The organism is Nocardia sp. CDC159 (genome assembly GCF_023740735.1).
Taxonomy (GTDB): Bacteria; Actinomycetota; Actinomycetes; order Mycobacteriales; family Mycobacteriaceae; genus Nocardia; species Nocardia pulmonis.
Map to the genome: position 1 here is coordinate 1 of NZ_JAMRXH010000002.1, position 14,540 is coordinate 14,540.

9 protein-coding genes are annotated in these 14,540 nt (G+C 68.7%); 2 read left to right on the forward strand and 7 right to left on the reverse strand.

The features are described 5' to 3' along the window. The 3 genes from NDR87_RS03860 to NDR87_RS03870 form a co-directional block, all read right to left on the reverse strand. Positions 1–4,700: amino acid adenylation domain-containing protein (locus tag NDR87_RS03860; protein ID WP_372494099.1), on the reverse strand; the 4,700-nt coding region annotated here is incomplete at its 3' end. Positions 4,701–4,935: 235 nt separating this feature from the next. Then, complete coding sequence (locus NDR87_RS03865) at positions 4,936–5,913, reverse strand: LuxR C-terminal-related transcriptional regulator (protein WP_251910179.1); 978 nt, start codon at positions 5,911–5,913, stop codon at positions 4,936–4,938. A gap of 59 nt (positions 5,914–5,972) precedes the next feature. Further along, on the reverse strand, positions 5,973–6,842 hold the full coding sequence (locus NDR87_RS03870; protein WP_251910178.1) for a M23 family metallopeptidase: 870 nt from the start codon (positions 6,840–6,842) through the stop codon (positions 5,973–5,975). Positions 6,843–7,028: 186 nt separating this feature from the next. Between NDR87_RS03870 and NDR87_RS03875 the strand changes: the two genes are divergently transcribed. Next, the gene (locus NDR87_RS03875; RefSeq protein WP_251910177.1) at positions 7,029–8,075 is read left to right on the forward strand and encodes a nitronate monooxygenase; all 1,047 of its coding nucleotides are present in this window, start codon (positions 7,029–7,031) and stop codon (positions 8,073–8,075) included. Here the strand turns inward: NDR87_RS03875 and NDR87_RS03880 are convergent. The 4 genes from NDR87_RS03880 to NDR87_RS03895 form a co-directional block, all read right to left on the reverse strand. Next, positions 8,065–8,898 (reverse strand): SAM-dependent methyltransferase, encoded by an 834-nt coding sequence (locus NDR87_RS03880; protein WP_251910176.1) that lies wholly within the window; start codon positions 8,896–8,898, stop codon positions 8,065–8,067. The two genes, NDR87_RS03875 and NDR87_RS03880, sit on opposite strands and share 11 nt — an antisense overlap. Before the next feature lie 155 nt (positions 8,899–9,053). After that, a complete protein-coding gene (locus NDR87_RS03885) occupies positions 9,054–10,670 on the reverse strand; it encodes an acyl-CoA synthetase (protein ID WP_251910175.1) in 1,617 nt (538 codons plus the stop codon). A 69-nt stretch (positions 10,671–10,739) separates the two neighbouring features. Next, positions 10,740–11,210 carry a YiiD C-terminal domain-containing protein gene (locus NDR87_RS03890; RefSeq protein ID WP_251910174.1) on the reverse strand — a complete coding sequence of 157 codons (471 nt, stop codon included), beginning with the start codon at positions 11,208–11,210 and terminating at the stop codon, positions 10,740–10,742. 78 nt (positions 11,211–11,288) lie between these two features. After that, on the reverse strand, positions 11,289–12,938 hold the full coding sequence (locus NDR87_RS03895; protein ID WP_251910173.1) for a long-chain fatty acid--CoA ligase: 1,650 nt from the start codon (positions 12,936–12,938) through the stop codon (positions 11,289–11,291). 397 nt (positions 12,939–13,335) lie between these two features. On the opposite strand from NDR87_RS03895, the gene NDR87_RS03900 reads away from it, so the two are divergent. Further along, positions 13,336–14,475, forward strand: a complete 1,140-nt coding sequence (locus tag NDR87_RS03900; RefSeq protein WP_251910172.1) for an acyl-CoA dehydrogenase family protein — start codon at positions 13,336–13,338, stop codon at positions 14,473–14,475. Positions 14,476–14,540 lie beyond the last annotated feature (65 nt).

Here is a 14,540-nt window from a genome sequence, read left to right on the forward strand (position 1 = left end):
GCCGGCAACGCCTTCCGATCCAGTTTTCCGTTCGGCGTGAGCGGCAGCACGTCCAGCACCACGATCGCGTCCGGCACCATATAGCCGGTCAGGAACTCACCCACCTCGGCACGCAGCGCCACCGGGTCCCGATCCGCCACCACATAACCCACCAGGCGATCACCGATGCGCTCGTCGTGCCGCACCACGGCTGCTGCCTGGCCGACACCCGTGCAGCGCAGCAGGGCCGCCTCGATCTCGCCGAGCTCGATGCGGAACCCGCGCAACTGCACCTGCTGATCGCTACGCCCGGCGTACTCGAGATTCGCCTCGCCGTTGAACCCGGCCCAGCGACCGACATCGCCGGATCGGTACATCCGTGAACCCGGCGCGCCATACGGATTGGCCACGAACCGAGTCGCCGTCAGCGCGGGCCGACCCAGATACCCCCGCGAAAGCTGCTCACCCGCAACATACATCTCACCGGCCACACCCACCGGCGCGGGATGCAACCGAGCATCCAGCACATACGTCTCCAACCCAGGCAACGCACGACCGATCACACTGGCCGTGGCCTCGGTCAGCCCCTCGTCCAGCGCCAGGAACGACACATGCACCGTGGTCTCGGTAATGCCGTACATATTCACCAGACGGGTCTCGGGATGATCGGCCTGCCAGGCCGCCACCCGGCGCAGATCCAGCGCCTCGCCACCGAACACGATGTGCCGCAACGCGAAATCCGCAGACGCACCGACCTGGTCGGCGGCCAGCAACTGATAGAACGCCGACGGCGTCTGATTCAACACCGTCACCCGCTCCCGAATCAGCAACTCCCGGAACTCCTCCGGCGACCGGGAGGTCGGATAGTCGACCATCACGACCGTGCCGCCATGGGCCAGCCCGCCCCACAGCTCCCACACCGAGAAATCGAAGGCGAACGAGTGGAACATCGTCCAGACATCGGTGTGGTCGAACTCGAAGAACGACCGGGTATTGGTCAGCAGTCGCGCCACGTTCCGATGCGTGACACCGACACCCTTGGGCAGGCCGGTGGAGCCGGAGGTGTAGATGACGTAGGCCAGATTGTGCGGCCGCAGCGGCGCGATCCGGTTGGCGTCGGCCACCGGATCGTCGGCGTATGCGCCGGTTTCGTCCAGCAGCAGCACCGGGATGTCGGTGTCCGGCAGCGATTCCCGCGCCTCGGCGGTGGTGAGAATGCACGCGGGAGCGGCATCACCCAGTACGAACTCCAGCCGCTGCCGCGGATAGGTGATATCGATCGGCAGATATCCGGCACCGGCCACCAACGCACCCAACAGCGCGACCGGCAGCTCCTCGGAACGCGGAACGGCCACCGCCACCAGCGTTTCCGGTCCCACCCCCCGGGCGATGAGCGCCCGCGCCACCCGATTGGCCCGCCGCTGCAACTCACCGAAGGTGATCGAGGTCGCCCCGGATCGGATCGCGACCGCGTCCGGCCGTTGCGCCGCCTGCGCGGCGACCAGATCCGGCAGCGTCACCGCCGAAACCGCAGCGCCCGGCGAATTCCATTCGCGCAGCAGCAGTTCCCGCTCACCCGGAGCCAGGACGTCGATGTCGCCAACGACGGCGGTCGCATCGGCGGCCACCGCGTCGAGTACCCGGCGGAACCGATCGGCGAAGTCCTGCACCGTCGCCTCGTCGAACAGATCGGTGGCATACCCGAACGCCGCCGATATCCCGAGCGGCACACCGTGCTCGTCGGTCCGCTCGGCCAAGGTCAGCTGCAGGTCGAATTTGGCCAGCGGCAGGGCCATATCGATCCCCGACACCGCCAGGCCCGGCAGCTCGAGGTGGGTCTGGGCGAGGTTCTGGAAGGTCAGCATCACCTGGAACAGCGGATGCCGCCCCGCCGAACGCACCGGATCCAGCAACTCCACCAACCGCTCGAACGGCACATCCGCATGCCCGAACGCCGCCACATCGGAACCACGCACCGCGGCCAGCAGCTCGTCGAACCGCAGCGCCGGATCGACATCGGTGCGCAGCACGAGCGTATTGACGAACATGCCGATCAGATCGTCGAGTTCGGCCGCGCCACGCCCGGCCACCGGGGTCCCGACGGCGATATCCCGCGTGCCCGACAGCCGAGCCAGCAGCACCGCCAGCGCCGCGTGGACCACCATGAACAGCGTCGAGTTGTGCTGATGCGCCAGCCGGTTCAAAGCCGTATGCACACCGGCGTCGATCTCGAAGCCCAGCGTCGCGCCCCGATGGGAGGCCACCGCGGGACGCGGACGATCGGCCGGCAGATCCAACTGCTCCGGCAGCGCCGCCAATTCACGCCGCCAGAACTCGATCTGCTGCGACAGCACCGACTCCGGATCATCCTCCGAACCCAGCGTCTCCCGCTGCCACAGCGCGTAATCGGCGTACTGCACCGGAAGCGGTTGCCACTGCGGCTCGTCTCCGCCCGCGCGGCCGAGATACGCGGTCATCAGATCACGAGTCAGCGGGGCCATCGAAAAACCGTCACCCGCAATGTGATGCACCACGCACACCAGCACATGCTCGGTCTCCGACAACCGCAACACCCGCAACCGCACCGGCGGCGCGACCGTCACATCGAAACCGGTCGTCACCGCCTCGGCCACCAGGCCGAACACCTCGTCCTCGGTGGCATCGACCACCGGAATCTCCGGCACCGCACGCTCGTCCGAGATCGCCAGCACCAACTGATAACCCTCGCCATCGAGCTCGGGATACACGGTGCGCAACACCTCGTGCCGCTCCACCAGATCCCGCACCGCCGCCCGCAGCGCCCCGATATCCATCCGGCCGCTCAACCGCACGGCGACGGGAATATTGTTCACCGCGCTATCCGGATCGAACCGGTTGAGGAACCACATCCGCTGCTGCGCGTACGACAGCGGGATACGCCCCGGCCGCGGCATCGGAGCCAGCCGCGGACCGCTCGATCCCGCAAGCTGCTCCAGGCGCTGCGCCAGCGCGGACACCGTCGACGCCTCGAACAGCAGCTGCACCGGCACCCGCAGATCCAGCGCCGACCCGATACGCGCCGCGGCCTGCGCGGCCAGCAGCGAATTGCCGCCCAGCTCGAAGAAGTCGTCGTCCGCGCCCACCCGGCCCGGATTCTCCGGAGTACTCGGCACCAGCAGGGCGGCGAACACGTCCGCGACGGTCTCCTCCACCGGCGTGGCGGGCGCACGGAATTCCCGTGCGGCAAAGGACGGTTCCGGCAACCGCGCCCGATCCAGCTTCCCGATCGGGGTCAGCGGAATCTCGTCGAGCACCACGATCGCCGCCGGAATCATGTAGACCGGCAGCGATTCCGACAGGAACTCCACCAGCCGACCCGTGTCGACCGCGGTCCCGGCACGCGGGAGCACATAGGCCACCAGCGCCGTCGCACCCGAGGGCAGCGTCCGGCCCAGCGTGGCGGCGAAGTCGATATCCGGATGCGCGGTCAGCGCGTTGTCGATCTCGCCCAGCTCGATGCGGAAACCGCGCACTTTCACCTGGAAGTCCGACCGGCCCAGATATTCGATGACCCCGTCGGCCTCGGTGCGCCGCACGAGATCCCCGGTCCGGTACAACCGCGCTCCCGGATTACCGGTATCGGCCCCGAACGGGCTGGCGACGAAGCGGTCCGCGGTGAGGCTCGGACGGTTCAAATACCCCTGGGCCAGCGCCGGACCGGACAGATACAGCTCACCGACCACGCCCGCGGGCACCGGGCGCAGCCGCGAATCCAGGACGAACGCACCGACTCCCGGAATCGGGGTACCGATGGTGATCGGCTCGCCCGGCCGCAACGGGGTACTGGCGGTGACCAGGATGGTGGCCTCGGTCGGGCCGTAGATGTTGTAGAACGCCCGGCCGTCGCGGGCCCACCGGTTGACCAGTTCGGGGCCGAACCGGTCGCCGATGACGGCGACGACCTCGAGGTCGGTCACCCCGGTCGGATCCACCGACTCCAGCGCGCCGGGCGTGATGAGCATGTGCGTGATTCGTTCGCGGCGTAGCAGATCCGCCAGTTCGAAACCGCCGAACACCCGCGGCGGCGACACCACCAGCGTCGCGCCCGAGGAGAACGCCAGCAGCAACTCCAGCACCGAGACATCGAAATTCGGCGAACAGACATGCAGCACACGCGAATCGCCGCCGACGCCGTACCGCTCCCGCTCGGCGGCCACCAGCGCCCCCAGCCCGGCATGGGTGACCACCACGCCCTTGGGACGGCCGGTCGAACCGGAGGTATAGATCACATAGGCCGGATGCCGCTCGTCCAGCGGGCGCGCCCGATCGGTGTAGGAGATCGGATGCGGCGCCCGGGCCGCGACCCGCTCGGCCACCACCGGATCGTCGAGCTCGAGCCACTCGACGCCGTCGCCCAGGGCGGCGCGATGCGCGGCGGTCGTCAAACCCAGTACCGCACCGGAATCGGTGACCATATGGGCGATGCGCTCGGCCGGATAGGCCGGATCGACCGGCACATAGGCCGCACCGGTCTTGGCGATCGCCCACACCGACAGCACCGATTCGATCGACCGGCCGATCCCGATGGCGACGACGTCTCCGGCGCCGATCCCGCGCTCGATCAGCTCCCGGGCCAGCCGCGACGAGGACTCGTCGAGCTCCCGATAGGTGAGTTCCCGCTGATCGTCCGGACTTCCCGTCGGATTGAACCGGATGGCGACCGAATCGGCCGCCGATTCCACTGCGGCGCTCAGGATCTGCCATAGTCGCGCGGTTCCCGACCGGCGACGCCCTCCCCCTCCGCGCGCGCGGCGACCACTGTTCATGCGTGTACTGCCACCCTCTCAGGCCTGTAACAATTCCCCCCGCGCCCAGACCCTCGAGCTCAACCCCCGATCGTGGCTGCGGATCTCGCGAGATGCCGCGCGGTATGTTCCGATGCTAATCGGACAGTTGATCACTACGCCAATCCGGGGCTCACAACCAGCCGCGCCGGATGGCCTGGACGCCCGCCTGAAAGCGCGTGCTCGCACCCAGCCGCTCCAGCAGGCTGGCCGTCCGGCGCACGACCGTGCGGCGCGACATGCCCAGCCTGCGGGCGATGGTGTCATCGGTCGCGCCGAGGCCCATGAGCGTGAGAATGGCCCGGTCGCGCTCGTCCAGCGGCTCACTCGGATTGACCGAGATGGGCGCGGCCAGCGACCACAGCACATCGAAGGTCCGGATGAGCAGATCCAGTGTCGGGGACGGGCCGATGCGCAAACCCATCGGATCGCCGCGGCGCTCGTCGTGGTGCAGCATGAGGCTGGCCCGCTCACCGTCGGCGATGATGACCTTGATCGGCGGATCCGGCAGCGTGCGCGCCTGGGCCCCGGCCGCGGTCACGGCCAACGCGTGCCGCAGCCGGTCCGGATCCTGATAGATGGTGTCCTGGTAGAGCAGCTGATAGCGCACACCCGCCTCGATGCGCGCGGCCTTGAGCTCGAACAGCCGCTCGGCCTTCTCCTCGTCGCAGACGTAGGGACCGCGCTCCACCACCCGGATGGTCTTACAGGCGTTGCGCTGCAGGTCCTCGAATTCGGCGACCATTTCCCGGGTTTCGTACATCGGCACGATCGTCCCGTCACCGCGCGCCGAACGCCGCACCGAGCGGAATGTCTCGCCCAGCCGGGCAGCGGCCTCGTGCATGCGCACCGTCTCGGCCTGCCGACGCCGGGATTCGGCCTCCGACAACGCCTCCGGTGCGTGCGCGTCCCACACGACGATGCCCTCGTCCTCGATCCGGACCACCGCCTGCAATTCGCACAGGGCCTCCAGGGCGCCCGCGACGGCCTCGGGCGGGCTCGCCAGATGAGCGGCCAGCTCCGCGAGGCCGGACCTCGGATGCTGCACCAGCGCCGCGTATGTGCGCGCCGCCAGCGATTCGGAATCGAACAGTTCGTGCAAGCCTGTCAAACCACCAACCCCCGCCACCGTTCACCACGCGTGGGACGCGGCGGATCCGGCGTTCGGCTCTAGTCCTGCGGACCCCACTGCTGATGCAGCAGGACGCCCCGGCTGGCCAGATACGGCGTGGGATCGATCCGGACATCGTTGGCGTCCCAGATCTCCAGGTGCAGATGCGGTCCGGTGGAATTGCCGCGGTTGCCGACGGTCGCGATCACATCGCCCGCGTTCACCCGCTTGCCGACGTGGGTCAGGATGTCGTTGACGTGCCCGTACACCCCGGTGGTGCCGTCGTCGTGCTTGACCCGCACCCACAGGCCGAAGCCCGCGGCCGGACCGGCCTCGATGACCGTGCCGCTGGACACCGAGTGAATGGGCTGGCCGAGCGAGTCGGCGAAGTCCACGCCGTAGTGGAAAGCGCCCCAGCGGGAACCGAATCCGGAGCTGACCGCACCGGCCACCGGGCGCACCGCGGCCGGGGGCGCCGCCTGCTGCTGCAGATTCTTGATGACCTGCTCGGCCTGGGCGAGCGGGCCCGCGACCTCCGGCGGCAGGTTCTGCAGGCCGAACGGCGCGGCGATCGGTGCGGGCGCGGCGGCCGGGGTGAGTTCCGGTGCCACCGGGGCGGATTCGGCCACCAGCGCCAGACCCGACTGCTTCGCCTCGGTCTGCTTGGCCTCCTTGATGGGCTCGGAGGCGACCTCGAGGGTGACCGGATCGGATTCGTTGTCGTTGCCGCCGGGCAGCAGCGGCGCGGCGTGCGCGAGCTGCGAGGCGGTGCCGATCAGCGCACCGGCCGCCACCGCGGCGCTGGCCGCGAGTTTCATCCGGTCGCCGGTGCGCGCCTGGGACCGGTGCCGGGTCGGCCGTGCGGCCGCACCATCGCCGAGCAGATCCCAGACTGATACGGAAGTGGAGGTCTCACGGTGGTGCGGCAAGGCTCGTCCTAGCGTCGATCACTGGGTGGCCGCCGGATCGAAACTCGCGTTGGGTAACGATTCGGCATCTCTTGTGACGGAAACTGTACTCCGTCGTGACCTTTCCGCAACCTTCCGCCCGAAAAGCGCTGCTCGAGACCGGGATCACAGCAGCGCCACACCCGTAACACGGGTCAAACTGATGCGGTGATCCTCGACGAGCTGCGGACCCCGATCGTGCTGGCCCCCATGGCCGGCGGACCCTCCACCCCCGAACTCGCGGCGGCGGTCTCCGAGGCAGGCGGCCTCGGATTCCTGGCGGCCGGATATCTCCGCGCCGACGCCCTCGCGGAGCGCATCGCGCGGACGCGCGAGCTGACCGCCGCGCCGTTCGGGGTGAACCTCTTCGCACCGGGCGCGCCCACCGCCCCCGACCGCTTCGCCCCCTACCTCGAGCAGGTGGGCCGCCAATTCCCGCTCGGTGAGCCGAAATTCGACGACGACGATTGGGACGCCAAGCTGGACCGCCTCGCCGCCGATCCGGTGCCGGTGGTGTCGTTCACCTTCGGCTGCCCCGCGGCTGCCGAGATCCAGCGGCTGCACGCCGCCGGATCGGAGGTGTGGGTGACGGTAACCTCGGTGCCCGAGGCGCGCATCGCGATCGAGGCCGGGGCCGATGTGCTCGTGGCGCAGGGGGCCGAGGCGGGCGGGCACCGAGCGACCTTCGTGGACCGCCCCGAGGACGACGCCACCGATCCGCTGTCGGTGCTCGCGCTGCTGCAACTGCTCACCGCCGCGGTGGATCGTCCGATCGTGGCGACCGGCGGCATCGCCACCGGGGCCGCGATCGCGGCGGCGCTGGTGGCGGGCGCGGCGGCCGCACAGCTGGGCACGGCGTTCCTGCGCTGCCCCGAGGCGGGGACCGCGGCCCTGCACCGCGATGCCCTGCCCATCGAGACCCCGACCATGCTGACCCGCGCCTTCAGCGGCCGCCGGGCGCGCGGCCTGCGCAACCAGTTCATCCTCGACCACCCCGACGCACCCGTCGCCTACCCCGAAATCCACTACGCCACCAGCCCGCTGCGCTCGGCGGCCCGGTCCTCCGGCAACGCCGACGCGGTCAACCTCTGGGCTGGCCAGACTCATACCCTGGCGACCGAGGCGCCCGCCGGTCAGCTGGTGCGCGATCTGTCCGTCGCGGCGAAGGACGCGCTGAACCGGACAACCAGAGCGCCGGGCGTTTTCAGGGCTTGATTCCGACACCCGCCCAATACCAGGCCGATTCGGCATCGGGTGCGTCGCGGTGGTCGACCTCGTCTACCAGATCGGGCCGCCAGGTGACCACCGGGACCACCCCCGGGTCGACCACTCGCGTTCCGGCGAAAAGACGTTCGGTCTCGGTACGGCTGCGCGGATAGAAGGTGATCCCGGCCTGTTCGGAGGCCATCACCACATTCTTCATCGCCTTCGGGTCGAAATCGGCGGTCGGGTGGGTGATTACGAGACAACTGCCCGACGGCAGCGCGGCCAGTAACTTGGCGAGGATGCCGTGCGGATCGTCCTCGTCACGGAAGTACATCAGCACCGCGACCATCATCAGGGCCACCGGACGGTCGAGATCCAGCGTCTGGGCGAGCGCCGGCTCGTTCCGGATCCCGTCCGGATCGTGCAGATCGGCATGGATGAACGCGGTCCGGCCCTCCGGTGTTCCGGACATCAGCGCCCGCGCGTGCGCCAGCACGATCGGATCGTTGTCCACGTAGACGACTCGTGCCGCGGGGTCGAGCTGCTGGGCAACCTCATGGGTGTTACCCGCGGTCGGGATGCCGGTACCGATATCGAGGAACTGGGTGATCCCCAACTCCCGGATCACATAGCGCACCGCGCGGCCGAGGAAGGCGCGGTTGGCTCGGGCCATCTCGCGAATGGCGGGAATGTGGGCGGCGATGGCATCGCCGAGCGCACGATCGGCCGGGTAATTGTCCCGGCCACCGAGCCAATAATCGTAAACCCGGGCCTCGTGCGCGACGGTGGTATCGATCGTGGTCGGTAATCGGGAGGCGGTTTGATCCGACATGGTGGAGCTCTTTCCTGTCACACGTAGCGTCAGGATAGTCCAGCGAACGCCGGGCACGCGGGGGTTCGGACCACGAAATATTGGTCCGACACCCAGATTTCCCGAACAGAAATTTCCCAGATCTTGTTATCCGCAAAATGACAGCAAAGCCGGGCTCACAACTCCCGCAACATCCGCTTGAGCACCTTGCCGGTGGGATTGCGGGGCAGCTCCGCGAGGAAGATCACCCGTCGCGGGACCTTGTAGCGAGCCAGATTGGCCTTCACATGCGCCTTGACCGCGTCGTCGTCCAGCTCCGGATCCTCGCGGACCACGAAGGCCTCCACCCGGGCGCCGAATTCGTCGTCCGGCACGCCGAGCACCGCCGCCTCCCGAATACCCGGATGCGAATTCAGCAGTTCCTCGATCTCGGCCGGAAAGACGTTCTCGCCGCCCGAAACGATCATGTCGTCGTCACGGCCGTCGATGAAAAGCCGTCCGGCCGAATCGAAATGGCCGATATCGCCGGACGACATGAGTTTGCCGATCCGCTCCTTGTCGCCGCCGCCGGTGTAGCCCTCGAATTGAATGGCATTGGCCACGAAGATACGCCCGGTGACACCCGGCGGTACCTCGCGACCGTGCTCGTCCAAAATCTTGACCACCGCGCCGAGCACCGGCCGTCCCACGCAACCCGGTTCGGCGGCAAGGTCGTCGGGGGTCGCGATGGTGGCGTAGGCGACCTCGGTGGAGCCGTAGAGGTTGTAGACGACGGGGCCGAACAGTTCGGTCACCCGTCGGCACAGATCCGCGCCCAGCTGCGAACCGGCCACGAACACGATGCGCAGCGCGGACACATCGCGTCCGGCGAGCGCCTTCGGACCCAGTTCGGCGATGCGGGACAGCATGACCGGCACCGCGATGAGCGCGGTCGCGCGGTGGCGGACCATGCTGTCGAGCACCCGCTGCGGATCGAAGCGCCGCCGGATCACCAGCGTGGATCCGAAGCCGATGGCCAGCAGCGCCATCGCGAATCCGAGCGTATGGAACAGCGGTGCGGGGCATTCGGTCACCTCGCGGGTGCGGAAGGGCACCTTGCTCAGCACCGCGCCGATGGGCTCCAGTGAGCGCGGCTCCGCGCGCGGGGCACCCTTCGGCGTGCCGGTGGTCCCGCTGGTGAGCAGGACCACCTTCGCACCGGTCGCGGGCGATGGCGGCGGCGCGGCCGAGCCCGCGGCGATCAGTGATTCCAGGCTGCTGGGCTGCGCGGTGTCGGTCCAGGCCCGGTAGGCGCCGCGGCGGGGGCTGAGGTCGCCCAGGATGGGCTCGTACTCCTCGTCGTAGACCAGCAGGTCCACCCCCTCGCGGGCGGCCACGTCGTGCAGCTGCGGGCCCGCGAAGTCGGTGTTGAGCAGAATGATTCGGGTACCGCACTTGGCGGCGGCGAAGACCGCGTCCAGCAGCCCGCGATGGTTGCGGGCCAGAATGGCCACGCCCTCACCGGCTTTCAGCCCGCGCTTGCGCCATTCGTTGGCCAGCCGGTTGGACCGGTCGTCGAGTTCGCGATAGGTCAGCGCGCCCAACTCGTCGATGAGCGCGATCCGATCGCCGTAGCGGGCGGCCGAAAGCCGCAGCGTCGCGGGCAATGCGCCGTAGCGCAGCAGCGCGCTACCCGCCGACAACAGTGTCCGGGGCGATTCGATGCCCACCAGACCGCTGCCCACGCACAGGCGCAGCGATTCCAGTTCGATCCAGGCGCGGATACCCAGGGTGCGGAGGATTGACGTGGTCATGGCGAACTCCGTTGCTCCTCATCAGGTGTGCGCGGACCCGCGACCGGGGGCGGCCGCGGGTCCGCGTGGCTAGCTGCCGTGCGTGCGCAGCTGATACAGGCCGGTCGTCTCGGCCACCACCACACCGTCGGCGTCGGTGACGGTGGCGTGCAACGTGAAATCGGCCTTGCCCTTGACATCGGCCTCGGCGGTGATGCGGGCGATCTCCTCCTCCGACAGCGACGCGCTGGCGCGCACATCGGTCTTGGCGGGCCTGCGGAACGCGATCTGCAGATCCTTGACCAGCGGGTAGTACTTCGCGACGTCGAAGGTGGCCAGCGGGATCGCCCCGCCGAGCACCTCGGCGACGGTGAACAGCACCCCGGCGTACATGACGCCGAAGTGGTTGCCGTTGCCCTCGATCGGCACGGTCGTCTCCGCGTAACCGGACCGCACCTCGAGCGCCCGCACCCCCATCTTGTGCGCGATCGGAATGGTGAACTCGAGCGCGCTGTTCACCATGTCCGCGTACGCCGGGGCGTCGCTGTTCGTCTCGGTCATACCCATATCCCTTCCCTGCACCACTTCGTGCCCGGCACACATGCCGGTGGGGTCAGGGTACGACATATTGGCATCGCGTCAATACTGCGCGTGCGGCAGCGTGACCACCTTCAGCTCGCCGCTGGCATGGCTCGCGCGCAGCCGCTTCTTGTCGAATTTGCCCACGCTGGTCTTGGGGATCTCCTCGATGAAGGTCCAGTGCTCGGGCAGCTGCCACTTGGCGAATTTGTCGGCGAGGAAATCGCGCAGCTCGGCCGGTTCGGCGGCGGCGCCCGCCTTGCGCACGATCGCCACCAGCGGCCGCTCGTCCCACTTCTCGTCCGGGATGCCGATCACCGACGCCTCGGCCACGGCCGGGTGGCCCATGATCGCGTTCTCCAGATCGACCGAGGAGATCCACTCGCCGCCGGACTTGATCACATCCTTGGAGCGGTCGACCAGGGTGAGGAAGCCGTTGGGGCTGATCTTGCCGACATCGCCGGTGCGCAGCCAGCCGTCGTGGAACTTGTCCGCGTCCACCACCGCGCCCTCGGGCGAGTAGTAGGAGCCGGTGATCCACGGGCCGCGCACCTCGAGTTCGCCGAGCGATTCGCCGTCGTTGGGCACGACCTTGCCGTCGTCGCCGACCAGCCGCGCCTGCACGGCCGCGGGAAACCGGCCCTGACTGAACCGGTAGGCCCACTCCTCCTCGCCGGTGGCGGCTTTCGGCGCATGCGCCACGCTGCCCAGCGGCGAGGTCTCGGTCATACCCCACGCGTGCAGCAGCGTCACGCCGTGTTTGTCCTGGAAGGCGCGCATCATCGCGGGTGGGACGGCCGAACCGCCGACCACCACCGTGCGCAGATGCGAGATGTCCTGCGGCTGGGCGTCCAGCCCGGCCAGCACGCCGCCCCAGATGGTCGGCACCGCGGCGGCGAAGGTGGGCCGCACCGTCGCCATCATCTGCAGCAGCGGGCCGGGCTGCAGAAAGCGGTCGGGCATCAGCAGATTCGCGCCCGACATCATCGCGGCGTAGGGCAGACCCCAGGCGTTGGCATGGAACAACGGCACGATGGCCAGCACGGTGTCGCGCTCGGTGAAGCCCATACTGTTCGGCGCGATCACCTGCATGGCGTGCAGCCAGTTCGAACGATGGGAGTAGACAACGCCTTTCGGATCGCCGGTGGTGCCGGAGGTGTAACACATGCCCGCGGCGGAGCGTTCGTCGATCACCGGGAAGTCGTAGCTGTCCGGTTGCGCGGCAAGCAGTTCCGCATAGGAGTGCACCTGCACGCCGTCGGGGGCGGACAGGGCGGCGGGGTCGCCGTTGACGACGAGCACGTGGCGCACGGTCTTCAGATTCGGCAGGTACTGGGCGAACAGCGGCACCAGCGAGCCGTCGACGAGGACCACCCGGTCCTCGGCGTGGTTGGCGACGTAGACCAGTTGCTCGGGAAACAGCCGGATGTTGAGCGCGTGCAGCACCGCGCCCATCGCGGGCACCGCCGCGTAGGCGACCATATGTTCGTTGTTGTTCCACATGAAGGTGCCGACCCGGTCACCCTCGCCGATCCCCAGCCCCCGCAGCGCATGTGCCAGCCGGGCCGCATCCGCGCCCAGCTCGCGATAGGTCATCGTGCGGACCCCGTCGCCCGTCCACGTGGCGACCGTACTGTCGCCCTGGAATGTCGCCGCGTATCGCAGCAGTGTCGCCAGCGACAACTGCTCGTCCTGCATCGTGCTCCACATTGGTACCGCTACTCCTTCACCGGTGAACGGGGTCACACATGCCGCGAGAATAGCCGAATCCGTTACCCCCGGTTCCGGTAAAGCGGAGGATGCGGCCGCGCGCGACGAGCCCCACACACGTCGCGCGCGGCCACCCTGCCGACCGTCGTTACCCGACGACGAACGAGCGGTCGACAGACCGCTCGGCGCGCTACCCGCCCGCGGCGATACCCCCTGCGGCACCGCCGAAGCCCCAAATACGCACCGAGACAGACTATTTGGAGGAAATGGTTAGTGGGAAATACTAGGGGCGAGCCGGACGGTTGTCCAGTCAACCTCGAACAGCCATGTTCGCGGCGCGTTTTCGCGCGCCGCCCCCCTAGAGTGCGAGAGGAGAACTCCCGCAGGAAGGACGACCATGCCCGTCGATCGCATGCTGCCCACACCCGAGGCCCGCGACCTGATCGAGCTGACCCGCGAGATCGCCGACAAGGTGCTCGAGCCCCATGTGGTCGAGTACGAGCGGCGCGAGCGGTATCCGGCGGAGGCGTTCCGGGCGCTGGGCGCGGCCGGACTGCTGAGCCTGCCGTATCCGGAGGAGTTCGGCGGCGGCGGGCAGCCCTACGAGGTGTATCTGCAGGTGCTCGAGGAGTTGGCCGCGCGCTGGGCGGCGGTCGCGGTCGCGGTCAGCGTGCACAGCCTGTCGTGTCATCCGCTGTTCGCCTTCGGCTCCGACGAGCAGCGACGGCGCTGGCTGCCGGAGATGTTGGGCGGCAGCATGATCGGCGCCTACAGTCTGTCCGAACCGCACGCCGGTTCCGATGCGGCCGCGCTGCGCTGCCGGGCCGTCGCGACCGCGGACGGGTACCGGATCACCGGATCAAAGGCGTGGATCACCAACGGCGGCAAGGCCGATTACTACACCCTGTTCGCGCGCACGGGCGAGGGCTCGCGCGGGGTGTCGTGCTTCCTGGTGCCCGCCGATACCGCGGGGCTGTCGTTCGGCAAGCCCGAGGCGAAGATGGGACTGCGGGCCGTGCCGACCACCACGGCGGCCTACGACGACGCCCCGATTTCCGCCGAGCGACTGATCGGCGAACCGGGGCAGGGGCTTTCAATCGCGTTCAGCGCACTGGACTCCGGACGGCTCGGCATCGCCGCCGTCGCGACCGGCCTGGCCCAGCGCGCCCTCGACGACGCGGTGGCCTACGCCCGCGAGCGAGAGGCGTTCGGCAAGCACATCATCGACCATCAGGGCCTGGGCTTCGTACTGGCCGATATGGCCGCGGCCGTCGACTCCGCCCGCGCCACCTACCTCGACGCCGCCCGTCGCCGCGACGCCGGACTGCCGTATTCGCGGCAGGCCAGCGTGGCCAAGCTGGTGGCCACCGATGCGGCGATGAAGGTGACCACGGACGCGGTACAGGTCTTCGGCGGGTACGGCTACACCCAGGACTTCCCGGTGGAGCGGTACATGCGCGAGGCCAAGGTGATGCAGATCTTCGAGGGGACCAATCAGATCCAGCGGCTGGTCATCGCGCGCGGCCTGGCCGGGTGAATCTGGCCGAAAATCTCGATTCCTGTCCGCTGATCTCTTCGATCCCGCAGGTGGCCGCCCTACCC